This window comes from Kribbella antibiotica, assembly GCF_004349055.1.
GTDB classification, from domain to species: Bacteria; Actinomycetota; Actinomycetes; order Propionibacteriales; family Kribbellaceae; genus Kribbella; species Kribbella antibiotica.
The window spans coordinates 12,353-35,617 of record NZ_SMKX01000009.1 but is presented as its reverse complement, the minus strand read 5'-3'; the positions used below and the strand labels follow the sequence as shown (position 1 = coordinate 35,617).

The window sequence follows — 23,265 nt, the reverse complement described above, 5'->3', positions numbered from 1 at the left end:
CCCGCCACCGAATGGACGCCGCACAGGCAGTCAGTAACGGCTAACCGCCTGCCCTCCGCCGCAACCGAACCGCGTGAAACGGCTGGCGGGCCGCCACCAGCAGGCATGGGAGGCCTCCAGCGATATGGCCCGGTCCAGCCCTTCGAGTGGCTGTAGCTCCCCGGCAGCGGCCCGCAAAAACACTTAAATCCTGCTTTGAAGTCCCGCCTCGAGGCCGGATTCGATCGTCCGCTCCGCTTCCCGCCGGCCAAGCCCGATTCGCTGCGACGCAGCGAGCAGCTCGTCCCGGATGGTGCCGGGTTCAAGCGCCCCACGGGCGGCCACCTTGCCAAGGGCATAGGCGGCAAAGTTCAGGTCATCGTTGCGTCGGCCATTCGCCGAGGCGAGCAGCTTTTCGAGGTGGTTGGAAAGCGCCTTGAGCCCGTAGGTATGCCCGTACCGTCCAGGTTGAACGCTGCGGCGGCTGCTCTGGTTCATCGGCGACGCGAGCCGCGAGGCAATCCAGTCGGGAAGCGGCACCGGCCGCCGGATCATGGCAGCCCGGTAACGCTGACCCCGAACTACCGACCCAGAACCGACGACGTAACCGCCGATTCCTCGGGTGTCGATCTTCCAGCCGAGTCGGCCGGCGCTGTTGCCGAGCTCGAAGCAGTCAGGCTGTCGGAAGTACAGGTGCATACCTCCCGACGGCGTGGTTACTTTCCACGTCCGTGGCAGCTCCTGGTGGGCCTTGGCTGCGAGCGCTACAAGTACGTCGTACCCACTGTGCACATCGCTGCTTCGCCACTGATCAGGCACTACCTGTCCGGCATTCTTCGGCATGTCGAGATCGACGACCAGCAGACCAGACGTACCTGTAGCGACACCGATGTTGTAGGGGGCAGCGCGCCACCACTGCTCAATCTGAGCTTGGTCGGTCGTCGCGACGTCCTGCCAGTTCACCTTCTCCAGGGCGGGGATCTTCGTTGCGGGGCTGAGTGGGAACACGGACAGCCCGCGGGCGGCGTGCCACGACGCCATCCGGCCAAGCCGTCCCAGTCGAGACTGCTCTCCCATCGGTCACACCTCCTGATCGGCGTCTGGAGCCGGAGGCTCTCGCAGTTGGGCCTGAGCCCGGTCGAGCGAAGCGGGGTAGCTCCAGGAGCAGGTCGGGCCGAACTTGCGCACCTTTCTCACGATTCCGCGTGGTCGCGTGCAGCTCATCGCTTGCGGAAGCTACTCAGTCCTCATCGCCTGACCAGCGAAAGAGCCGTCGCACCAGCCCCCGGCGAGGTACCGCCCTGCGGTGCTTGGGCTGATAAATGCTTCCCAGCTCAGCCTGCATAGCCGGCCGCGAACGTCTCGCCGTCGATGCCACCTCCGGACTCAGCGGTACTACGGCGATGCCATCGCGGCGACTCGGCGGTGACGTCCGCGCGACGGTCGGCGCTGCTGCCGGACGAGGCTCGAGCAGTGCCCAACTGGTTGGGGCCCGGAGCGGAATCCCGACCCCGGCAAGGATCGGAGGTCCGGCTTTGTCGACGTTGACCGCGGGAATGACGCCCCGCCGGACGCCGGCCTGCCGGCGCGCAGGCGCCTTGACGGAAGAGACCTCTACCACCCGCCGGACCCTGGCTGGAGGAACCTCCGGCACCTTCACAGCTGCGGCCTCCGCGACCAGCGGGGGCGTGTACGAGGGCAGGTGGAGTTTGAGCTTGCTCGGCCATCCTCGCTGATCGGTGGTCTTCAGCTGCAGCGACAGCTCCACAGTCTGGGAGGCGACCTTCAGCGGCGCACTGACCCAGAGCCCGATCTCGAACTCACCTTTGCGTCGAACCTCAGGCAGCAGTACCAGACCGTCGATCATGGCGTGCTCCGGGCCGATGCTCACACCGAGGATCTCCTGTGCCGCAGCGGATTGCCCTTCGGCCTTAGCCAAGACGGCGGCAAGACCTCCCATCAGCGCTCGATCCGAGACGAGGCGCAGCGTAATGCAGTGACCGCCTCGCTTGGTACCGATCTGATCCCACCGTGGCCGGAGGCTCAGCTGAAGCACCGGCGGGTTCTGCGCCCACACCCGTTCCAGACATTGGGCGAAATGCCGCTGCTCAGTCGTCGTCGCACCAAGGGCGGCGACGAGCTGATCGAGCTTGGTTGGTCGGCGTTCGCCGGCCAACCAGTCCCGAATGGTCGACTTGGCGATGCGCACGTGCACCGCCTGACAACGAGCCTCCATCTGCCGCAGCGACACGGTTCCGGTCCGCTCGCCGAGCAGACGTATGGCACGGACGAGATCCTGCGCGGTCTCTGCCTTCTGCAGGAACGCGCTCAGCGTCGCCGGCCGCTCGGCGCTCGTCACATACTCCAGCTCCTGTTTACGTACGGCTTGAGCGATCTTCGACGTCGGTGCCTCAGTGACACCCTCAGATACGAACAGATCGTGCTGCCGACGAGTGGCCTCCCACAGGTTCTTCCACCGATCGATATCGCCGCCACCGCACGCGAGCACGAACGCCTTCACCTGCGGCCACGGAGGAAGGACGAGGGCGTTCGTGGCGCGCGACAAAGTGCTCTCCGCGTAGTGCGTGAGCGTGGAGAGCACCTTCAGAGTGAGGCCCGACTGGCGGCGGACGTCCCGCAGCGCCTCCGCGAACTCACGAAGGTGCTGCGGGCGTTCATCCAGCCCGACCTCTCGGCGGGGCATCCTCGTCCGTTCTAGGCGACGCGGCCTAGCAGCATCGAGGTCACCCGGACGTACGCCGTCGTCGCAGCCGCGGTGATCGCGGCTACAAATGTGGCGATGGCCGCCAGGTCGTAGCCCAGCAACACGAGCAGCAGCGTCAGGGCGAACACCCCGGCACTCGTCATCCGGCCGAACTGCAGGACCTCCGCCGGCGGCACGACGGCCACGGTCAGCATCGGAGAGCGTCGGCGTCTGCGCGGCCACCTCTCCGGTCCCGGCGGATCCGCCGGGGGCAATACGATTCGGGACATACCTGTCTAACCTCTAACTTCTAGGTCGGTGATTCCCCGCGGATGCGCGAGAAGCCTCTGGTGTGGGCAATTCCAATCGCGATATCGGCAGTTGGCGCTGCGTCAAGGTCTTGGACCCGAGACAGACAGTAGCGGTCCACCCGGACGGGTTATCGATTGCGAACCGGTTAAGAACTTGCGGATCCGCGTTGGCGGTGTCCCACTCCGAGCTGCGGTGTTGTCATTCCGTGACCGTCCAAGCTCCGGAAGAATCAAGGCAAGAACAACTTGGTTCTTTCGAGCCACCAGCCCGATTTGAACTGCCCGAACACAAACGGCCTGGTCAGCGGCTTGCCGGGCCGCCAAATCGCAGGTAAGACAAGAGCCAAGGTGTCCGACCTGTCCAGGCCGCTGTCTAGTGCGATTGTGATCCAGCAGTATCGGATCTGTCGGATCGAGGTTTAACCCGAATCTGACCTCCGAGGTCTGTGTCCTGGTGTGGGCATCCTCGAAAGAACCACACGGGCCTCCTGTTGGCGCAGGGGGCCCGCGGTCGTTATCTGCTTTCAGAACGCTCTTTCCGGAATTGCAGGTAGCCGAGCGGGCGTTTGATCAAAGATATTGGCTACAGAATGCGGTCCGTCCACGCATGCATTCGACAGCCGAAGGCCCGCCTTTTCGTCCGTGTCGCCGATACGGCGGTCGACCTGGCTAACGTCTATGCACAAATTTCGAGCCTTGCTGACGAGAATTCCTGTGGTGGGCACGCCTCTGGTCGCCGAGCCCGAGTCCGAGCGCCGCGCCACCCGCCCACACAAACCAGGTCGGATCCGGCTGGAACGGTACGGGCGGAGTACGGGCAGTGGTGTGGCAGGGCCAGTCAGCAGACTGCATTGGCCCGCACGCTCACTCGAGTACCAAGGAACTACATGACCTCGCTCAACCGCCGGCAATTCAACCGTGCGCTCATCGCCGTCCCCGCTGCCACTCTGGTCGGCACGGGCGTCGGCGTACTCGCCTCACGGACGGTCTCGGCTGCCCCCGCCGACTGGAACGCGCATCTTCTTGCGGGCGTGCCGAGCAGCCCCGGCCTCAAGCACCAAACGAGGGCTGGAGATGGCACCTGGAAGCCGAGCTGGGAGGAGGCCAGCACTCCTGACGCCGCGCTGTACAGCCTCTCCTGCGCCGGCATATCCAAGGACCTCCACGTGGTCGCATCCGTCGACGGCAATACCGTGAGCCACTGCGCCAGGCGCGGTTCCGACGGTTCCTGGACGGCATTCAGGCCCATCCCCTTGCAATCGGGCCCCACCGGCGCGCCCGGCGTCGCGGTAGCTTCCCTCGGAAAAGCGCTGCACGTCTTCGGGTGTTCCGAGCGTGGCAACACCCTCTACCACACCGTCCGCGACGCAGACGGGAACTGGCAGCCCAGTTGGGTGACTCTCCGGACCTTCGGGACGCTCATCAGCCAGGTCGCCACCGCCCGGGTCGGTACGACGATCGACACCGCGGTCGTCACTGATGGCAATCTCTTCCACGCCATTCGATCCTCGGACGGGACCTGGAGCAACTGGGGCAACATCGAGAGCGTGGCCGGCGAGATCGAGAACGGCGTCCTCGAGGTGGCCTTGGCAGGGTTCGGCTCGCAGCTCCACGTCGTAGCGCTGAGCAGTTCCATGGAGGCCTACCACGCCATCCGTAGAGCGGACGGATCCTGGCAGCGGTTCAGGAAGGTGACCGCGTTCGCCAACTACTCGCCTTATTCCGTCAGCGCAGCCAACGTCGGCGGCGAACTGCAGGTCGCGATCATCGACTGGGCAGACTCCAAGCAGATCCTCAGACACAACGTCCGCCGCGCCGACGGCTCCTGGACCCCAGTCAGGAGCATCCCGGGCACCGGCCTGACCGGCCGCACGGGAAACCTGGCCTTGGCCGGAACCCTCTAGCCCGAGGGACCTAAGGGCTGGTCCGCCTCTGGGCCAGGTCGGCGTACCGCCGTGCGACCTCGGCGAACGCCTGCTTGGGGCGGCGCGTGCCGTCTTCGGTTACTGCGATGACTCCGAAGCCAGCCTTGTCGAGGTCGAACTCTGGAGCATCGCGGTGTGGGAAATCGGGCATGGCGTAGGTGAAGACGAAACAGCCGTGCACACCCTCCGCGTCGTACAGCTCGATGAGTTCGCCCAGATACCTGGCCTGTACGGCCTCGTCGCGAGGGTGGTCGCCTCGGATGCGTGGGGGCTCGGCGAACCAGTTGACGATCTGGAACGAACCAGCGCCCCGGCGCTCGGCGCCGGTGAAGGCACCGCAGCCGAATTCGGTGACGACGACGGGCTTGTCGTTGTCACCGACGAGGCTGCGCACGCGGTCCGTGTAAGTGTCGTAGTTGCGACGGCCGCGGTACAGACTGACGCCGACGAGGTCGAACGGCGACCAGTCGACGTTCTCCCATCCGGCCGCGGAGTACGTGATGGGCCCGTGGAAACGCCGCCTGGCGGTAGCCACGGCGGCGCTGAGCAGCTTGTGGAGCCGCCGATCGATCCTTCGCTGCAGAACGCGTCGGAACCGCAGAATGAGCTTCAGCCGCAGGAACGATCGAGGTCCGGGAACAATGCCGGGAGCGGTATGGGAGAACTCGCTGCCGACGAAGAGCGTCACCTGGTCCGAGTGCGTTCGGCGAAGCTCCTCGGCTGCCTCGGCGACGAGGTCCAGATGCGCCAGCAGTTGCGGCTGAGGCATTTCGGGCACGTTGGGCCGGAGATAGACACCGAGACCGAGGTCGAGAGCAGTGCGGGCGGCGCCGATCAACTGCGCTCCGTCCGCACCGATCAGCATCACCGTGGTGCAGTGCAGCTCCCGGGCGATGACCTCGAGATCTCGGCGCACGTCGCCGCTGTCCGCGCCGATCAGGTAGGAGATTCCGCGGACGTTCAGCATCGGCTCGGCTCCTGGTGATACATCGGCTCCCCGGTGACCGCGGGAGCCGATGACAGGGCTTGGCTGTTGGTCAGCGGCCGGTGGCTTCGCCGAATTTTTCGGTTGCCTGGTCGGTGAGGCCTTCGGTGGGGAGGTCGATGCCGGTGGCACCAGTGACCTGGTCGCCGAAGGCGTTGGCCTGGTCCTGAGCGGCTTCGGCGTGGCCTTGGGCTGCTTCGGTCAGGCCTTCGCCTGCTTGGGTGGCCTGGTCGGCGACGCCACTGACGTCTACGCCCGTGGTCTCGGCGATTTTGTCGGTCGCGCCGGACAGGTCGATACCTGTCGCTTCGGTGACCTTGTCGGTGGCGCCGGCGAGAAGCTCGGTGGCTTTGTCTTTGAGCGAGTCGAAGATGCCCATGAGGGAGAACCCTTCAGTCATTGTTGGCTAGGAGGGAATCACCTAGCGTAACAAGTCGACCCAAAGCGCCGGTGCGGGCAGAATCGTCGGGTGAAGAAGCCGGAGACCGACCCCGTGATCGCGCGCAACCGGAAGGCGGCGCACGAGTACGAGCTGGGCGAGTCGTGGGAAGCCGGGATCGTGCTGCAGGGCATGGAGGTCAAGGGCCTGCGGGCCGGCCGGGCCTCGCTGGTCGGCGGCTTCGCGCAGGTCGAGGGCGGCGAGATCTGGCTGCACGGCGTGCATATCCCGCAGTACGCGCAGGCCCGCTGGTTCGAAGGCGGCTCCCGCCGCAAGCGCAAGCTCCTGCTGCACCGGGCCCAGATCGACAAGATCGACCGCAAGGTGAACGAGGGCGGCCTGACCATCGTCCCGACGGTGCTCTACTTCAAGGACGGCCGCGCCAAGGTCGAGATCGCGCTGGCCCGCGGCAAGAAGACCTGGGACAAACGCCACGCCCTCGCCGAGCGCGAGGCAAACCGCGAAACCGAACGCGCCGTCAGCCGCCGCCTGAAGGGCCGCAAAGACTGACTGGGCAGTTTGCATCTTCTTGCAGACGATCGCTCTTCCGAGGCAACTGTTGCGGCTCCTAGGCTGACTGAGGTTACCGACAGTCACTCGGGAGGACGAGCGGTATGCGACAAGGGAAGCGGAAGTTGATCGTGACGGCAGTGGTTGCTGCCTTCACCTTGCTGGTGGGAGCGACAGCGCCCGCCACGGCCGCAGAGCGGCAACCGGCCTCGGCCGCAGCGGCGCCTCCGAAGGCGCCAACGGCTCTCGGTAAGTCGTTGCAGTTCGGCGGTGGATACACGGGGGTGACCTACGACGACCTGTGGGACGCTCATCTGCTCGCGAAGCTGTGGGTGGACACGACCAAGCCGGTCCATGTGACGGCGTACTTCGGTGCCTGGCCGGAGTTCAACTCGCAAGGCCAACCATCGGATGCGAAAGCAACCCTGGTCTATACGTGGCAGTGGATCTGCGGAGCCGCGGCGCCCGTCAATCTGTCGAGCCAGTTGAGCACCACGCTGGAGCCGGCGCCCGGTACGACGATGTTCAACTACTGGATCCTCGACGCCCTCAAGGTCGAGGCGAACCTGACTGCACCGGCCTGCCCGAGTGGCGGCAGGTTCTCGATTCGGTTCAATACCGTCGAGAGCACCGGCTCGCCCGGCGCCATGAACTCACCCGACGTAGGTTCGCTCCCGGCACCGTTCGGGACGCCGGGCTCCGACATCCTCAACGGCACCAGCCCGACGATCACGCTCTACCAGATCGGTACGCCGAACGAGGTCGCCGAAGTCCGCAAGAGCGGCAAGCTGAAGGACATCCCGTCCACCGGCTTGCGGTACTTCGTCTCCGACTGCAAGGCCGCACAGGACCTCGTCGGCTGGGCTGCAGCAACCATGGATCCGTACAACTACGGCGTCTTCAAGTACACGATTCCACGCTCCGCAGTGAAGGAAGGCGTCGGCAAGATCAGCGGCGCCTGGGCGGACAAGCCGGGCCGTCCACGCATCACGGCCTTCGCCGTCCGCCACGGTGCACCGAGCATCTTCAACGACCCATCGTCGTTCGTGGTGATCAAGGACGCCTTCACCTGCTTCTGATCACGCTCGGACCAGAGCGCCGAACCCAGGCGGGGTTCGGCGCTCTGGTCGATGGTGGGCACGCGAGGGAGGAGGTGGGGGTGGAACACAGGGCGTAAGGTAGGGGTATCCGGAGTCGTCGACATCCCACTTGAGGTGCCGGTGTGCCGGCCACCCATAGGGATGCGCCATGAAGGTTTTGTTCGAGTCCATGTCCGCGTCGTGAGTGGGTTTCAGTCAGTGTCACGAGTAGCCGGTTTTGAGCAGCAGCCGTCCACACCGCGGGTCCGCTTGCGGTCTGCGTCCAACAAGGAACTGCCGCTGAACGGGGCCTGGTGGCCGCGCTCGGACGACCCGGTGGCGGAGCTTCCCGGGCTGGTGATGGCACTCGACGAGCTCGGCGACGGCCAGGTCACCCGGCTGGTGCTGCACCGTCCGTCCTGGAGTTCTTTTCCGGCCCGCCTGACGGTGGCCGGGCGCGTGGTGACGGTCGGGTACTTCACGACCCAGCCGCTCAACCTGCTGATCGCCATGCGCGACTCCTACGGCTGGCGGCTCGACCTGCTGACGATCCCGCCGGGCACGCCGGAAGACGTGGCCGAGCTGGCGATGGAGCGGGCCAGCGCGGAAGACAACGCCGTACCGGCGCAGTTCATGCTGTCGGGTATCGAGGCGTCGAAACAGTGAGTGAGGCGCAGGCGGCATCAGACTATGGCGACGTCTGCCGTCGCTCGAACGCCGACCACGACCTCTCCCACCTGTACGCCGCTGTCGTGTCGGCGCGGGTGGCCGAGCGGCTCGGGCGCGCCACGCGACCACCAGGTGGCGGCCTCCGGAGCAACGGCGACCGCCTCACGACCGCACTGGTCGCCTACACGACAGCCCTCGAGGGTTACGGACTGCCGGTGCCGCCGGTGATCCGCGACGAGCTCCGCCTGCGCCGCGCCCTGCCCTAACTCAGGGGATGGGCACTGGGTCGGTCAGGTATTCGGTGTGGCCGCCCTGGTTCTTCGCTGTGACCATGCAGCGCACGTCTTCACCAGCCTGCGCCTTGGTCAGCGTGAAGGATGCCGCGCGGGCGCCGTCGATCTCGTAGTACCAGTCATCGCTGCCAGTCTTGCGGTGCACCCAGTGGTAGTCGATCGCGCTGACGGGCTTGGGGTTCTTCCAGCCCGGGATCGCGCAGGTCAGGGTCTGACCGATCACCGGAGTGCCGGCGAGCTTGAGCAAGCCCTGCAGGCGCGGCGCCCAGACCGGGTGTGCCTGCGTGGCGAAGGAACGCAGCGCTGGGATGTTGGTGAACTCGTTGATCGCCCCCTGCACACACTCCTTGCCGACGATCTCGCCGCCGGAGCTGACCAGCCCCGCCAATACAGGTCTCCCGTACTCGGAGGCGACCACCGGGCCGCCGCTGTCGCCCGGGCAGACGTTCATACCGGGCGCCTGCGCACACAGGACCGATGGGTCGCTCGCAGCGCCGGACTTGTCCTCGGCAGCGCAGACCGATGCCGGTTGCACCTTTAGCGATGCCTTCAGCAACAACTCGCTGTACGACGTTCCTGGCCCCGGCGGCGCGGTGATCCCATGCCCGTAGACGGTCAGCGTGGTTCCGGGCCGCAGCGCGGTTCGAGCCAGCGGTAGCGGGCGGACGCCGGCCACCGGATGCGCAAGTTCGACGATGGTCAGGTCGTCGACCGCAACTTCCGCCTGCGGGTTGTTCGGATCGACAGTCGAGCTCATCATCCGGTAGTCGGGATGTGTCGAGAACGCCTTGGCCTGCAGGACTTTGCCGCCGATGTGGAACTCCACATCCCCCGGAGCCGAGTAGTCCAGGCAGTGCCCAGCCGTCAGCACCCGCGTCGGCGAGATCAGTACGCCGCCACACCGGTACCGCTGCAGAAACGGTGTATCCCCCACATTGGCGATCCCCACCATCCACGGTGCGTCCGCGCTACGGGCCGGCGTACCGCCTGTCATCGCATACGCCGGGCTGGTGGCCAGCAACCCCACTGCGGCAGCAAGCACGACACTTCTGATTGTCCAGTTCATGCTGCCACGCTAGGAATTCCGACCGGCAGCACGCATCAGGCAGAAGACCTCAATGCCGTAAGACCAAAGGCTTACGATGCGCGTGGTTTGGGGCCGCTGGAGCGGAGTGTGCCGAGGCGGGACAGCGCATCGAACCAGAAGCGTGCTCCGGGCAGGGTGGCGAGTGCCATCAGGGCCCAGCCGATCAGGGTGAGTAGTACGCCGCTCACACTGCCGAGACCGTGACGGTCGAACCAGTTGCAGGAGCTGTCCGGCCGTGCGCAGGTGGCGTTCACACCCCAGCCGATAGGGAGGCCGGATGCACGGGCGTCGCGGATGTCCTGGCGGATGTTGTCCAGACACTCTGCGGGCGTGCCGGGGCAGTCCGCGTTCACGGTGGCTTGGGCAACGACCGCACCCCGGAGCGCCTCGTCGGTGTAGAGCGAGCGGGTCAGTTCGACGGCGTTCACGTTGAAGATCACGACCACGATCGCTGCGAGGGCCAGCGAGATCCAGCTGACATGGCGCTTGTACCAACCGGAGACGCTCGCCATGTGGTCGTCGTACCACTCCTCGACGCCGGCGCGGAACTTTGCCAGGTCCTCTCCCGCCTCAGCGAGCAGACTGAGCAGCGGCTGCTTGAGCGGGTTCGCCGCCTCGAGCGCATCGACCTTCGCACGCACCTCATCGATCGTCATCGTCCCGGAAGCATCCGGTACGAGCACCCCGATCAGCGCCCGCGCGAACGAACGACCCGACACGTACGACGGCAGACTCCGCCGGTCCTTGGCGCTCAACCGCGCGTTACCCGCATTGGCCGGCGCCGCACCCTTGTCGGCCGACCGCGAGACCATCGGCTGCTCGACGATCTGCGTCACCATCGGCTGGACCGGCTCACCAGGTTTGACCTCCGGTTCGCGAGAGGTCCGCCGGACCAGGTCGGGCAGTTTCAGGGCGAAGTCGCTCTTGCCGTCGACCAGCGACCGGATGCCGCGCAGTAGGTATTCACCGCGCAGACCGATGTAGCGCGCGACCGCCTCGGTCAGCACCGAGACCAGTGCCGAGAACGCGGCGAAGGCGAAGAGCAGCCCGATGACGGTCTGCAGAACCAAGCTGTCCATGACGATCCTTACCGCAGGCGGAGAAACTATTGACGCATGGTGATCACCCGGCCCACAACAGCCGCCAGTAGGTTGGTGCCATGACGTTGCAGGTGGTTGTCGGTGCTGGACCGGTCGGTACGGCGGTTGCGCGGTTGCTGGCGGAGCGCGGCGATCACGTGAAGCTCATCAGTAGGCGCGGCGGCGCTCCGGCAGACATCGAGGGCGTAGCGGCCGACGCAACCAACGGCGACGATCTCGCACGCCTTGCCGAGGGCGCCAAGACGATCTTCTCGTGCGCCGGACCGGCCTACCACCAGTGGGCCACTGACTGGCCGCCACTCGGCGCCGGGCTGATCAGAGCGGCCGAGCTCAGCAGCTCTCTCCTCGTGACCACCGGAAACCTCTACGGCTACGGACAGGTTGACGGCCCGATCCACGAGGGCCTGCCACTGCAGCCCAACACGGTGAAGGGCAAGGTCCGCGCGCAGGTGTGGACCGAAGCACTACAAGCCCACAAAGCCGGCCGGATCCGCACTGCCGAAGTCCGCGGTTCCGACTACCTCGGCGCGGGCGCAGTGTCGCCGTACAGCGTGCTTGCCCTCCCGAAACTCGTTGCAGGCAAGGCCGCTTCGGTCCCGGCTGATCTGGAAGCGCCGCACAGCTGGACGTACGTCGGTGATGTCGCGCGGACGTTGATCGCAGTCGCCGGCGACGAAACCGCGTGGGGTCGCGCGTGGCATGTGCCGAGCCCCGAACCGGTCTCCATGCACACGTTGGCGGCTCTCACCGCAGACCTGGCCGGTACGACGCCGGCCCGGATCTCCTCGATGCCGGAGTTCGTGCTGCGGTTGGCCGGGCTTGTCGACAAGACCGCTCGCTCATCGGTCGAGACGCAGTACCAGTGGCGTCGTCCGTTCATCATCGACAGCACTGCGGCAACTGTTGCCTTCGGCATCGAACCGGTGGCCGTGGCGGACGCCGTACGGGAGATGATCGAACCGAAAGGGTCCACCGCGCGTCAGTAGTTGGACAGGCAGCCTAGGCTGTGCGGGTTCGACGGGGACACCGAAGCCGGAAGGGCTGGGATGAGTTCGAGAAAACCACGTCGCTGGGTGCGGCGGCTGGTGGTCACTGTGGTGGTGCTCGGGGTGCTGCTGGTTGCGGCCGACCGGGCTGCTGCCTGGGCCGCGGAGAACCGGCTGGCCTCGATGGCCGAGCAGCAGGCGGCCCGGTACGACCTGACCGCTCAAGACACCTCCGTCCAGATCGGTGGGTTCGGGTTCTTGCCGCAGGTTGCGCGGGAGGAGTTCTCGTCGGTGACCATGACGATGACGAAGCCGACGTTCTCCGAGGTGCCCGGTGAGGACCTCGAAGTGAAGATGAACGGCGTGCATGTCCCGCGCGGCGTGATCACGGGCGATGCGGGCGCGGCGGTCACCGTCGACACGACCGACATCCGGCTGAAGCTCTCGCCGGCTGAGGTCGCGAAGCTGGCCGCGCGCGGCACCGGGCTGAGCGGGCTCACACTGCAGGCCGTCGACGGCAAACTGAAGACCAAGCTGTCGCTGCGGGGCATCTCGATCGACGCCACCGTGACCCCGATGGCAAACAAGGGCCGGCTCGCGCTGAAGATCGAGCAGATCTCCGACAGCGTGCCCGAGGCCGTGCGCGCCGTGCTGCAGGCTCGGCTCTCACGGGGCATCTCACTGCCCAAACTCCCGTACGACGCCAGTCTCAAGGAGGTCGTGATCGAGGGCGGCTCCGTCGTGCTGGTCGCGACGGCGGCGAACCTGAAGCTCACCACCTGAGTGCAAAACTGGACTGACACCCGCCGTACCCCTAGGGGTGCGGCGGGTTTTTTTCACTCCTCCGAGGGGTTGGGTACCGATCGTTCGCGATATATCGTCGAACTATCGCTACTTCGGAGGACGGTGGATCGAATGACGGGATCGGCGTATGCAGCGGGGTGGCCTTGGGCCGGCGCGCAGCGCAACTGTGGTGACGACTTCTTCGAGAACCTCAAGCGGGAACTGCAGACCGCACTGAACGGCCGCCGCGGGCATCGCGGTGGGCACCAAGGGTTCGGCGGCCCCCAGTGGGGCATGTTCGGCGGTCAGCATTTCGGCCCCCCGCCGTGGGTCCCCCGCGGTCCGAAGGCGCGACGTGGTGACGTGCGGGCCGCCATCCTCGCCGTACTGGCCGAGCAGCCGATGAACGGCTACCAGATCATCCAGGAGATCGCCGAGCGCAGCGGTGGCGCGTGGAAGCCCAGCCCCGGCTCGATCTACCCGACCCTGCAGCAGCTCGAGGACGAGGGCCTGGTGACGGCCGACGCCGCGACCGGGCGCCGGACGTTCACGCTGACCGACGAGGGCCGCGCGTACGTCGCAGAGCACGCTGACGAGGTCGCAGCGCCGTGGGAGGCGATGAGCGCGCCCCCGGAGGCCGACGACAACGGGTTGAAGCCGATGCTCGGCCAGGTCGCCACAGCGATGTGGCAGGTCATGTCGACCGGCACACCGGAGCAGCAGGCCCAGGCCAAGGAGGCTGTAGCCGAGCTGCGGCGGAAGCTGTACGCCATCCTTGTAGACGACCGCCTCGCCGACGACCGACCGGCAGACGAAGAGCGATGAGCACGCCCCAGTGGCAGGGCCCCGAGTGGTACGACGCGGCTGGGCGCAACCGGCCGCTGCGATCGGTGCGGTCGGGTCGCGATGATCGGGACGAGCGCACCAACCGGGTCTCGCGACGTGCGGTGCGGATCGGCGACTCGGAGCGCGACCGCGCGGTTGAGTCGCTCGGTGAACACTTCGTCGCCGGGCGGCTGACGCAGGACGAGTTCGAGGAACGCAGCGAGACGGCGACACGAGCCCGGTACGCCGATGAGCTGGAGCCGCTGTTCGAAGATCTGCCGGTGTCGGGTGAGCTGCAGGTGGTCCGCGGGCGGCATCCGCAGCTGCCGCCGCCGATCTTCTTGATCCTGCCGTTCCTGATGGTCGGCCTGGTCGTCACGGCCGTCACACTGGCCGCGCCCTGGCTGTTGTGGGGCGTGTTCTGGGTCGCGATCTTCAGCGGCATGAACCGCCGCCGGCACCACCACCGACGTCCGGGCGGAACTTTTCCGGCCTGATGTCCCCAGTGATGTCAACGCAGCCGTGACCGCTCCGACCGAGGGGTGAACATCCCTCGGAAGGAGCAGGTCATGAGCAAGGTGCGGGTAGCAAACTTCACGGTCAGCCTCGACGGCTACGGGTCCGGCGCGGACCAGCGGCTGGACGCACCGTTCGGCGACCGGGCCGGTGAGCTCCACGAGTGGATGGAGCTTGCCATGGCAGAGCGCGAGCGCGGTCTGACCAATCCCGCGGTCGAGCAGCTCGACCGGTTCAAGGACGGGGTCGGCGCGACCATCATGGGCCGGAACATGTTCGGTCCGCAGCGCGGCGAGTGGGAGGACGAGTCCTGGCGGGGTTGGTGGGGCGCGAACCCGCCGTACGAGCACGCCACGTTCGTCCACACGCACCACGTGCGGCCGGATCTGGTCATGGAAGGCGGTACGACGTTCCATTTCACCAGTGAGCCGATCGAGGTGGTGCTGGAGCGGGCGCGCGAGGCGGCCGACGGGAAGGACGTCGTCATCGCCGGTGGTGCGTCGACGGTTCGCCAGTATCTGCGGGCCGGGCTGATCGACGAGATCGACATGTTCATCGCGCCGATCATCGTCGGCACTGGGGAGCGGTTTTTCGATGAGGCGTTGCGGGAGTTCACGGTGGAGTCGACGGTGGACGTGCCGAAGGCGACCTTGATCAAGCTGCGACGATGAGTACATGACGACTGTGCTGCGCTACACCGCGTTCTCGGCCGACCCTGCCGGTGGAAATCCGGCGGGGGTTGTGCTCAATGCCAGTACCTTGGACCCGGCCGCGATGCAGGCGATCGCGGCGGAGGTCGGGTATTCCGAGACCGCGTTCCTGGTGGCGGGCCCACGGCCTATCGCCGGAGTGATTCCGGTCCGGTACTTCGCGCCGACGTCCGAGGTCCCGTTCTGCGGGCATGCGACAGTTGCGACCGCGGTCGCGTTGGGCCCGGGCGAGTGGACGTTCGACACCGCGGCCGGGTTGGTGCCAGTGGTGGTCGAGTCCACGGCCGACGGATTGCGCGCGACGCTCACCAGCGTCGAGCCGTACGTCGAAGCGGTCGGCGACCTGGGCGACGTACTGGAGATCCTTGGCTGGCAGGCGGATGAGCTCGATCCGTCGCTTCCACCACATGTCGCCTACGCCGGGGCTCGGCATCTGGTGCTGGCCGCGGCAACGCGGGAACGCCTTGCTGAGCTGGCGTACGACTTCGACCGGCTGCTCGCCTACATGCAGGAGCGGGAGCTGACGACACTGCAGCTGGTATGGCGGGAGTCGGCGGACACGTTCCATGTCCGCGACCCGTTCCCCGTCGGCGGGATCGTCGAGGATCCGGCGACCGGCGCGGCTGCGGCGGCGTTCGGGGCTTATCTGCGCGAGCTCAAGCTGGTGGAGCCGCCAGTCACCCTCGAACTGCACCAAGGCGATGACATGGGCAGGCCCAGCCGCATCCAGGTTGAGCTGCGGCTGGACGACACGAGGATCCGGGTGAGCGGCACCGCCGTACCGATTACGGGACTCGCTTGAGCCATTCGTCGGTGCCGAACTTCGTTGCTACCAAGGCTTCGGCGCGGGCGACCGTGTCCGCGTCGATCGCGCCGTCGGCCAGACCGTAACGATTGCTGAAGGATGCGGCCATCCGGTCGATCACCTCGCGGCGTTCGAGACCGGTCTGGCTGCGCAACGGGTCGACCCGCTTGTTGGCACTCGTCGTGCCTTTGTCCGACAGCTTCTCGCGCCCGATCCGCAGTACCTGCAGCATTTTCGTCGCGTCCATGTCGTAGGCCATCGTCACGTGATGCAGTACGGCGCCACCCGCGAACCGCTTCTGCGCAGCGCCCGCGATCTTGCCCGCGGGCGACGTGATGTCGTTGATCGGCTGGTACGTCGCCGCGATGCCGAGATCGTTGAGTGCGCCGATCACCCAGTCGTCGAGAAACGCATACGACTCGACGAACGAGAGTCCGGAAACCAGCGACTCGGGCACGTAGAGCGAGTAGGTGATCGTGTTCCCCGGCTCGACGAACATCGCGCCGCCGCCGGAGATCCGCCGTACGACGGTGACGTCGTTCCGCGCGGCGCCGTCGAGGTCGACCTCGTTCCGCAGCGACTGGAAGCTCCCGATGATCACCGCGTTCCGGTCCCACTCCCACACCCGCAGAGTCGGCGGCCGCTCCCCCGAACCGACCTGCTCGGTCAGCACCTCATCCAGCGCCATCTGCAACGCCGGCTCGCGCGGCACATCGTGCACAAACTGCCACTGGTGGTCATGCCACCCGGTCGCGCCCGTCAGCGCACGCCGTACGGCAACAGCCACCGCCTCCGGCGAGAACCCCACCATCTCAACGCCATCACCCAGCACGCCCCGGACCCGAGCAGCCACCTGAGCCGCCGGCGTCACCACGGGCAACCCGGCTAGGGCGCCGTTGATCCGCTCCAGCGCATCATCCGGCTCGAGGAAGAAGTCTCCACTCACCTGCGCACTCCGAATGTGGTCCCCCACCACATCCAGATCCGCGACAACCAACTTCCCACCCGGCACCTTGTACTCACCATGCATACCCATCACAACCCACCGATCAGGTGGGTTGTTCCGGTGCCTGGTGTGATGGTCAGCCGGCGGGTGTGAGCGTGTACGTGATCTCGAGAATCCGCTCGCGGACCTCGTCGATATCGCCGTTGCCGTCGATCTCGTGCAGCAGCCCGCGACCGCCGTACAGGGTGATGAGCGGGACGGTCTGCTCGGTGTACACCTCGAGCCGGGTGCGGATGACGTCCTCGGAGTCGTCGGAGCGCCCCTGGATCTCGGCGCGCCGCAGCAGCCGGCTCACCAGCGACTCCTGGTCGACGCGCAGCACGATCACCGCCGTCAGGTCGCGGCCCTGCGCCTCCAGCAAGCCATCCAGTACGGCGGCCTGGTCGAGAGTCCGCGGATAGCCGTCCAGCAGGAAGCCCGATCGGGCGTCCTCCTCGGCCAGCCGCTCGCGAATCATCGCGTTCGTCACCTCGTCCGGGACATAAGCCCCCGAGTCGACGTACTGCTGCACGGTCCGGCCAAGCTCGCTCCCAGCCGCAAGATGCGCCCGGAAGATGTCACCGGTAGAGATCGCCGGTACGGCGACCTGGTCGGCGAGCGTGCTGGCGTGGGTGCCCTTGCCGGCACCGGGCGGGCCCATCAGGACAACAGTCGTCACTGTGTGGCCTCCTGACTCTCGGTAAGTTGGACCACTTTAAGTGAGTCAGGCCTGTTTGCGGTACGGCGTACGTCACGTCGAGCCCGATGCCGGAATGGGAATTAGATCACTGGTTCACATTGTTGACCGGAGCTCGATCGTGTCGCCCGGGCCCGCGAACTGCTCCGCGATGGCTTCGGCGCGCTCCTGGGAGGCGACGTCGATCACGAAGAACCCGGCCAGGTGCTCCTTCGCCTCAGTCAAGTTGCGTTAGCCGCCACAGCACGTTTCCGCAGGTCAGAGGGCATCTGCCCCGCCGCAGCCTGCCCGCTCCGCCTAGTCGTCAGACGCCGTCACCAGCGTCTGAGCGTCTGTCAGGCGACGGATGCGGGCTTGCCACTCAAGCGGCATTGAAGTCAGGTCGGGTACGCCTGTTGAGCGTCCGCCCATCGACAGTTTCCCATTGTCCAGACGCTCTACCCCGTGAACAACTACGTTGATCGACGGTTGGTCTACCGAGTCAGGGGAGGAAACATAGCGGACAGCAATCTCTCGGGCTTCCACCGTGAATTTCAGGTTATTTTCGTTCACTACCACGAACACATCGAAATATTCGGACTCTACAAGCCTGTACTCAATCGTGTTAACGATCAGCATTTCGGTAAACTCTCATCTCTCTTGATCTCGTCAATGAGCATGCGCAGTGTCAGCGAGTGCTTCTCAGGTGGAAGGAGATCTAGCGCAGCTTGCGCATAGCGCTCGCCGCCTTCTGGATCTCCCGAACGCGCCATCATCAGGCCACGATGTAGCTCAAGGTGAGTCGCGAATCTTGGTAGCGAAGAGGGCAGTTCATGCACAGCCGCCTCCTGCGCTGCGATTGCAATTCGTTCATCTCCGAGCCGTGCAGCTAGCAGACTCAGAAATACGTTCACCCTCCACCATGGGACGGCGTAATCAGAAGTTTGCTCGTATGAGCCGCTTGTATCGAAGGAACGGCGCCCTACATCTATCAAAGCGCGAGCTGTGCCGAGATCGCCACGGAGTGCGGCGGCATGAGCCTTACCGAACACCGCGTTCAGCCTTCCTAGGCTGGGTTTGTCCGAGATAGCCATGGCTTGATCACCGAACATGTCGGCGATGCCCAGCGACGAACCTTCATACCCCAGAGCGATTGATGCCCTTCCCCGGACCCAAACACGGGTGTCAGTATCACCGGATCTATCGGCAGCCTCGGCGGCCATTCGATACCAGCTAATAGCCTTTGCGCCATCCGAACCAGGAATGGTTTTTGCGAAGAGCGTCATAAGACGCGCCGCTACCGTCCACATGCGAGGCTGGTCTAATTGTTGCTGCAAAGTAACTAGCTCACTGGCTAGGCGACGTTGGATATCCTGAGCGCCCATCGACATATAGTCAGTTCCATATGCGGCTAGCTTAGCTTCCCAATCTTCAATACTCGGGCCGTCCCCGCGTAATCGAGCAGAGAACCCTTCCTGTATCAGGTCGGCGGCTACGCGGGGGGCAATTGCTGTAGCCGCAATATCAGCTATGAAGGTCCGACGCTTCATTGACTCGTGCTCCAACACGGACAGGGGCGTGTCCAAGGCGGTGGACAGGTGGCGGAGCCAAAAAGCGCTTGGCTCGAATTTCCCCGACTCCCAATTACGGGAAATGTACTCGCGCGAAATGCTTGAGCCCGACAGCATGCAAAGTTCATCGGCGAGGCGGCTTTGTGACCACCCCCGCGCGACCCTCAAATCTTTGATCAGTGCCCCGAGGCTCATACCTCCATTGTGCCTCGCGAAGCGGCCGACCGCTTCGGGGTGTCACTACGCGGGATCAAACTGCCACTAGCAGTGCCACTAGCGACCGGCCCTAGGCGGTAACAGACTGTAGCCATCCCATACCACTTGGGTTAGCCGACAGGGGGCCGAAGCGATGACAGAGGGCGTGGCGACGTTGAGAAAGGTTGGCAAAGCTAGTCCGGGGGTGGAGTGGAAAGCCGCTCGGCGGTTTCACCTGATTACGAAGGAAAGAGTTCCGCAGGTCGTAGCGGAGGGTGCCGTCTGGTCATCCGGCGCTATTGCTCTGCACCACCCCGGATATCCGCCGTCGACCTCGATTTGGGCCGGTATTCACGATGTCTTGAGCAAATACGGCGCAGATTACGAAATCGAATGGGTGGACGCCGGGCCGGAGATCTCGCGAACTGCCCTGCCACAACCGGCGCAGCCTGCGAGGAACGGCAAAGGCTGGCCGTTGCACGACGCCGACCGCTGCAAAGGTATCGGCGAGTGAGCCAACTAATGAGTGTCGATTTCAAAGAGACCCTTGTGCAAGCTGGCATCTTTCTTGCCTGCTGCGGCGCCGGATTTTGGATCACTGCGGCTTGGGTGCATCACAAGCGCAACCGGACATAGCTATTCATAACGGGGATCACTAATGAAGGTTGCCGCCTACGCGCGATGGTTCGATCATCTGTCGGAATCCGACATTACCGAGCTTCAGTCGAGAATGTTCCGCGCTGCGCACTCTCGCGGACTAACAGTCCACTACATGTTTATCGACGAACCGAAGGGCCAACGTAGTTTCGAGGCGGCTCTGTTTGAACTGGCCCGTACAGCGCAGAGGTATTTCATTGTCCCGAGTCTTGATCACCTCGCCGATATCGACTGGGGTAGCCCGTTAAAGGTCGTTGAAGAACTCACGTTCCGTCGAATCGAAGTGATCATCACACCCTGACATACGTCGATTTTAAGCGCTGTAAATCGTAGCTCAACTAGCGGGGATTGAAATGAAGGCACCGGAAACTAAAAGTGATCGGGAGACGTCGGCGACCGATGAAGTAATCGTGTCGGGGAAGTCGTGCAATCACTATTGGTATGACGGGTTCCAATCGCATCGGTGCAGAAAGACGACGGAACACGAGTTGCACGGATGCAATTGTCAGGCCACATCACCGAACGATGCCGCGAAAGTTCACGCGGCAAAGGCCGTTTTCAAGAAGAGAAGTCAGGCGTAGTCAATATGAGTAGACCCGTCAGGGTGCCTGGTGAGCATTTGGGAAGGGGCGAGCCTTCCCGGATGCCCGTTCACACCTGACGACGGCGGGGCGTGCGTGGCGTGACCATTCCGCCCATACGGAAAAGAGAACCACGCGCGCCCTGCCGTATCCAAAGCTCGCAATTCCCCGCTCGCGGCGTACCCCTGTACAGCCCTCACAGCGAGCGAGGAATTGTGAAAACCCGTTGTTCTCCGCGTGCCCGAGCACGCGGGGAACACCGGGGCCCAACAACTGAATAGCTTGTATCCAAATCTACGGGAGGGTTTTTCATGCCTAGGTTTACGCGGTTCGCTTGTGTGGCGGTTGCATTCGCTTTGACTGGTGGGTTGAGTGCGGTTCCCGCGTCGGCGGGTGAGGTTGAGCCGTCGCGGCCTCCGGCGGATTGGTCGATGGGAAGTCAGCAGACACCGAAGGCGTCCGCTGCGCCGTGGGGTTGTCATGGCCACGCTGACCCGCCCGGAAAGGTGATCATGGCTGACGATTCACCCGGCGTTGGATTCGATGCGTACACCGAGTGTTTCGGCGCTTTCGGAACGCAGAAGACATGTATCAAGTTGCAAGAGAAGGACTACTACGGGACGTTCTACGACCGCACGAAGTATCGGTGCTCCGCAGAAACCGTAAAGTTGAAGTCGTATCGTTTCAGTTCCGAATCCTGCAAGGGAGCTGGGTTCGGAATCTTCCGAGTGTATGCGCGATCGACCGCGTTCCCGGAGGCAGCGGCGGTACACTCGTACGGTTCATCGAAGTCGGCAACTTTGTGCCAGGGATACTAGACAGGTGACCGTATGACCACTGCCGATTGGCATATGTCGTCCGAGGATTCATCCACTGCGACCGCTGCAAATGCAAGCGTGTGGCACGCCAGCATCCGCGCGACCGGTGCGATTAGGAACGCGCCCCGGGATCTCGAATGCTGGTTCCGGAATGATGATGTTGTGGTGCGCGATCAGTCGGGGGCAATGGTGTGGCTCGACCTCGGGGATACGGTCACTTATCGCAATGGGGACGGCTCGCTGGTCGTGTCCCGTGAGGATGATGACGGGGAGTTGTTCACTCACCCAGCGCCGGAGGCAGTCGCCTTACAGAGCCGTTTAGCGGCTCTGGCATGGCTCGGTGTACGGGAGCCTTACCAGGCAGATGAAGAACAACTTGCCTTCCTTAACCGGCCCGCCGTCCGCGTTTCGTTAGCAGGCGGTGAGTTCGACAGAATCGAGGTCGTGATCGACCAGGAATCAGGTGTGACGCTGGAGATTAGCGCGCATCACCCGATCCACGGACCTTCAAGGGTTCAGGTCACGGCTTTTGAGTCTTCGGAGGAAATGCCCGCGTTGCCGACAGCCTGAATTCCGCACTCACCAACTGAATAAGTCTCACCCAAGAACGTAGCCCGTGACCGCAACTCACGGTGTACCTACCCCCGAACGACTGAGGGTAGGTGCGCCGTAGCGGTCACGGGTTTCTTGTTGCTCTGGGCAATGAACGTGCGAATGCACGTGCAAGTGCGGATGCGAACGCGTGTGCAGCGACTGAGTGTGAATCCACGACCACCCCGGGTTGCAAACCAGGAGTCCTGGCTTTCGTAATCCGGGTGGTCGGCAGGGTCGGCAGGCGAGATGCTGATCTCACCGGCGAGCCTTTCGACGGTGATCTAAGGGGTTGACAGGCGGGCGTATGGCCATTGCACGTTCCTGCAACCGAGACCCAAGGGTCTTGTATCTGTGGTTGCTCGGGGCAATGATGGTCGACCTGTTCAGCGGATGGGAGGTTGTTGCCGACAGCATCGAAGGCGCCAGGATCTAGTTATCCACAGGGCTTCTGACGCAGTTGCGCGGTTTGTGCTGGACTGGAGATCGAGGGGAACCCGCCCCGAGGCTGCGAAGACTGAAGGAGGTGATTGCTTGCGTTCAAGTCAGCAAAGTTGGTTTTCGACTCGCTGTGCGTGTGGTGCACCGAAGGCGAAATTCCAAGCTGGCTGCAAGAAGTGCATGAGCCGCTACCGCTATGCGCGCGGCGCTCGCACAAAAGATTGCCGGTGAACCTCACCACAGGCAATCAACGGGGTTGCCCTCTCTCTCACATTCGAGGAGATCGAGAGGGGGTGATGATTCTTTGTTGTCAGTGTCTCTGTTCGTTGCTTTCGGGGTCGCTGCGGGCGTGATGCTCTTTTTCAAGCGCACCAGCCTTTTGCAGTTCCTGATTGCTGCGGGATTCGGGTTCTACCTGGCCCGCACGAGCTCGGCACCTGAGATCGCGGATTTTATTTCGCGAATCACGGGGGCTAGCTGATCGGCGCGGAAACACTTGCCGGGTTCGGTCTTTCGGGGTGGAGTTGTTGTTCCCGGACCCGGCGCCTTTCCGGCCCAAAACCATAAAGGTCTAAATTTTTTTGTTAGGCCCAGGCCGGCTGATGAAAACCATTTTCAGTAAGCGATTAGAAGGGAGTACCGCATGAATCCAATTTTCCGTGTTTAAGAGTTTGGTGGTGACCTGTTGTCTTTTGTACCTCGTATGACCCTTCATGACATTGATGCTGTCCGCGCCCGATTTGAGGCGACTTTGCGCGTGGGCACGATGGACGACCTTTTCCGCGCGGCTGTTCTGTCGTCGTGCGATGTCCCCGAGCTGGTGACTGAGGTTTACCGGCTGCGGGCACGCTGGCAGATTCTTGAGGCTGCCTGCCTTGCTGGTTTGGGCATGGCGATCGAGTACGACCCTCGCCCGCTGGACATGTGGTTTGCGGATTCCCCGTGGGTATTCGTGACCGATGCCCTGCCGATGCCTCCGGCTTTTCACCCGCTGGCACAGATGATTCCTGCGCGGCGGTGGGGTGGTCAGTCCCTGTGATGCGC

Annotated in this window: 27 protein-coding genes; 15 read left to right on the top strand and 12 right to left on the bottom strand. The window is 64.4% G+C overall.

Annotated features, from left to right (window positions below):
• Positions 1-183 precede the first annotated feature (183 nt).
• From E1263_RS05140 to E1263_RS05130, 3 genes are all read right to left on the bottom strand, one after another.
• Entirely contained in the window at positions 184-1,056 is an 873-nt protein-coding gene (locus tag E1263_RS05140) for a bifunctional DNA primase/polymerase (protein WP_132165899.1), read from the bottom strand.
• A 163-nt stretch (positions 1,057-1,219) separates the two neighbouring features.
• A complete protein-coding gene (locus tag E1263_RS05135; RefSeq protein ID WP_132165897.1) occupies positions 1,220-2,683 on the bottom strand; it encodes a helix-turn-helix domain-containing protein in 1,464 nt (487 codons plus the stop codon).
• Between the two features lie 11 nt (positions 2,684-2,694).
• Complete coding sequence (locus E1263_RS05130; protein WP_132165895.1) at positions 2,695-2,898, bottom strand: hypothetical protein; 204 nt, start codon at positions 2,896-2,898, stop codon at positions 2,695-2,697.
• Between the two features lie 983 nt (positions 2,899-3,881).
• Here E1263_RS05130 and E1263_RS05125 point away from each other — a divergent pair.
• Complete coding sequence (locus E1263_RS05125; protein ID WP_132165893.1) at positions 3,882-4,898, top strand: PLL family lectin; 1,017 nt, start codon at positions 3,882-3,884, stop codon at positions 4,896-4,898.
• Between the two features lie 10 nt (positions 4,899-4,908).
• On the opposite strand, the gene E1263_RS05120 is transcribed toward E1263_RS05125, so the two are convergent.
• Both E1263_RS05120 and E1263_RS05115 read right to left on the bottom strand, forming a co-directional pair.
• Positions 4,909-5,886: a glycoside hydrolase family 113 gene (locus E1263_RS05120; RefSeq protein ID WP_132165891.1), complete on the bottom strand. Its 978-nt coding sequence runs from the start codon at positions 5,884-5,886 to the stop codon at positions 4,909-4,911.
• A 70-nt stretch (positions 5,887-5,956) separates the two neighbouring features.
• The gene (locus E1263_RS05115; protein ID WP_202868726.1) at positions 5,957-6,283 is read right to left on the bottom strand and encodes a hypothetical protein; all 327 of its coding nucleotides are present in this window, start codon (positions 6,281-6,283) and stop codon (positions 5,957-5,959) included.
• A gap of 90 nt (positions 6,284-6,373) precedes the next feature.
• Here E1263_RS05115 and smpB point away from each other — a divergent pair, with 90 nt between their 5' ends.
• The 4 genes from smpB (at position 6,374) to E1263_RS05095 (ending at position 8,867) form a co-directional block, all read left to right on the top strand.
• Positions 6,374-6,853, top strand: coding sequence for an SsrA-binding protein SmpB (smpB, locus tag E1263_RS05110; RefSeq protein ID WP_132165889.1), 480 nt, complete (start codon positions 6,374-6,376; stop codon positions 6,851-6,853).
• A gap of 104 nt (positions 6,854-6,957) precedes the next feature.
• Positions 6,958-7,932 carry a hypothetical protein gene (locus E1263_RS05105; RefSeq protein WP_132165887.1) on the top strand — a complete coding sequence of 325 codons (975 nt, stop codon included), beginning with the start codon at positions 6,958-6,960 and terminating at the stop codon, positions 7,930-7,932.
• 219 nt (positions 7,933-8,151) lie between these two features.
• On the top strand, positions 8,152-8,598 hold the full coding sequence (locus E1263_RS05100) for a DUF5994 family protein (RefSeq protein WP_132165885.1): 447 nt from the start codon (positions 8,152-8,154) through the stop codon (positions 8,596-8,598).
• Positions 8,595-8,867, top strand: a complete 273-nt coding sequence (locus tag E1263_RS05095; RefSeq protein WP_132165883.1) for a hypothetical protein — start codon at positions 8,595-8,597, stop codon at positions 8,865-8,867. Before E1263_RS05100 ends, E1263_RS05095 begins: the two co-directional genes overlap by 4 nt.
• Position 8,868: 1 nt before the next feature.
• Here E1263_RS05095 and E1263_RS05090 read toward each other — a convergent pair whose 3' ends face one another.
• Together E1263_RS05090 and E1263_RS05085 are read right to left on the bottom strand one after the other, a co-directional pair.
• Positions 8,869-9,960 (bottom strand): S1 family peptidase, encoded by a 1,092-nt coding sequence (locus E1263_RS05090; protein ID WP_132165881.1) that lies wholly within the window; start codon positions 9,958-9,960, stop codon positions 8,869-8,871.
• Positions 9,961-10,031: 71 nt separating this feature from the next.
• Entirely contained in the window at positions 10,032-11,060 is a 1,029-nt protein-coding gene (locus E1263_RS05085) for a hypothetical protein (protein WP_132165879.1), read from the bottom strand.
• 80 nt (positions 11,061-11,140) lie between these two features.
• On the opposite strand from E1263_RS05085, the gene E1263_RS05080 reads away from it, so the two are divergent.
• From E1263_RS05080 to E1263_RS05055, 6 genes are all read left to right on the top strand, one after another.
• The gene (locus E1263_RS05080) at positions 11,141-12,067 is read left to right on the top strand and encodes an NAD-dependent epimerase/dehydratase family protein (protein WP_132165877.1); all 927 of its coding nucleotides are present in this window, start codon (positions 11,141-11,143) and stop codon (positions 12,065-12,067) included.
• A gap of 60 nt (positions 12,068-12,127) precedes the next feature.
• A complete protein-coding gene (locus E1263_RS05075; protein ID WP_132165875.1) occupies positions 12,128-12,850 on the top strand; it encodes an LmeA family phospholipid-binding protein in 723 nt (240 codons plus the stop codon).
• Between the two features lie 132 nt (positions 12,851-12,982).
• Positions 12,983-13,675 (top strand): PadR family transcriptional regulator, encoded by a 693-nt coding sequence (locus E1263_RS05070; protein WP_132165873.1) that lies wholly within the window; start codon positions 12,983-12,985, stop codon positions 13,673-13,675.
• Entirely contained in the window at positions 13,672-14,172 is a 501-nt protein-coding gene (locus tag E1263_RS05065; RefSeq protein ID WP_132165871.1) for a DUF1707 SHOCT-like domain-containing protein, read from the top strand. Before E1263_RS05070 ends, E1263_RS05065 begins: the two co-directional genes overlap by 4 nt.
• A 72-nt stretch (positions 14,173-14,244) precedes the next feature.
• Positions 14,245-14,862, top strand: coding sequence for a dihydrofolate reductase family protein (locus E1263_RS05060; RefSeq protein ID WP_132165869.1), 618 nt, complete (start codon positions 14,245-14,247; stop codon positions 14,860-14,862).
• Positions 14,863-14,866: 4 nt separating this feature from the next.
• A complete protein-coding gene (locus tag E1263_RS05055) occupies positions 14,867-15,703 on the top strand; it encodes a PhzF family phenazine biosynthesis protein (RefSeq protein WP_132165867.1) in 837 nt (278 codons plus the stop codon).
• On the opposite strand, the gene E1263_RS05050 is transcribed toward E1263_RS05055, so the two are convergent.
• The 5 genes from E1263_RS05050 to E1263_RS05030 all read right to left on the bottom strand — a co-directional run bounded on the left by E1263_RS05050 (position 15,687) and on the right by E1263_RS05030 (position 19,133).
• Positions 15,687-16,742: a lipoate-protein ligase LplAB gene (locus E1263_RS05050; protein ID WP_337590270.1), complete on the bottom strand. Its 1,056-nt coding sequence runs from the start codon at positions 16,740-16,742 to the stop codon at positions 15,687-15,689. The genes E1263_RS05055 and E1263_RS05050 overlap by 17 nt on opposite strands.
• Positions 16,743-16,788: 46 nt before the next feature.
• Positions 16,789-17,370: an adenylate kinase gene (locus tag E1263_RS05045; RefSeq protein ID WP_238161081.1), complete on the bottom strand. Its 582-nt coding sequence runs from the start codon at positions 17,368-17,370 to the stop codon at positions 16,789-16,791.
• A gap of 114 nt (positions 17,371-17,484) precedes the next feature.
• Positions 17,485-17,613 carry a YciI family protein gene (locus E1263_RS05040; RefSeq protein WP_202868725.1) on the bottom strand — a complete coding sequence of 43 codons (129 nt, stop codon included), beginning with the start codon at positions 17,611-17,613 and terminating at the stop codon, positions 17,485-17,487.
• A gap of 72 nt (positions 17,614-17,685) precedes the next feature.
• Positions 17,686-18,006 (bottom strand): hypothetical protein, encoded by a 321-nt coding sequence (locus tag E1263_RS05035; RefSeq protein WP_132165865.1) that lies wholly within the window; start codon positions 18,004-18,006, stop codon positions 17,686-17,688.
• Positions 18,000-19,133 (bottom strand): helix-turn-helix domain-containing protein, encoded by a 1,134-nt coding sequence (locus E1263_RS05030; RefSeq protein WP_132165863.1) that lies wholly within the window; start codon positions 19,131-19,133, stop codon positions 18,000-18,002. The genes E1263_RS05035 and E1263_RS05030 overlap by 7 nt, the downstream gene beginning before the upstream one ends.
• A gap of 154 nt (positions 19,134-19,287) precedes the next feature.
• On the opposite strand from E1263_RS05030, the gene E1263_RS05025 reads away from it, so the two are divergent.
• The 4 genes from E1263_RS05025 to E1263_RS05010 all read left to right on the top strand — a co-directional run bounded on the left by E1263_RS05025 (position 19,288) and on the right by E1263_RS05010 (position 23,260).
• Positions 19,288-19,647, top strand: a complete 360-nt coding sequence (locus E1263_RS05025; RefSeq protein WP_132165861.1) for a hypothetical protein — start codon at positions 19,288-19,290, stop codon at positions 19,645-19,647.
• A gap of 144 nt (positions 19,648-19,791) precedes the next feature.
• The gene (locus E1263_RS05020) at positions 19,792-20,091 is read left to right on the top strand and encodes a hypothetical protein (protein ID WP_132165859.1); all 300 of its coding nucleotides are present in this window, start codon (positions 19,792-19,794) and stop codon (positions 20,089-20,091) included.
• A gap of 1,110 nt (positions 20,092-21,201) precedes the next feature.
• Positions 21,202-21,759: a hypothetical protein gene (locus tag E1263_RS05015; RefSeq protein WP_132165858.1), complete on the top strand. Its 558-nt coding sequence runs from the start codon at positions 21,202-21,204 to the stop codon at positions 21,757-21,759.
• Positions 21,760-22,924: 1,165 nt separating this feature from the next.
• A complete protein-coding gene (locus E1263_RS05010) occupies positions 22,925-23,260 on the top strand; it encodes a hypothetical protein (protein ID WP_132165856.1) in 336 nt (111 codons plus the stop codon).
• Positions 23,261-23,265: the final 5 nt, after the last annotated feature.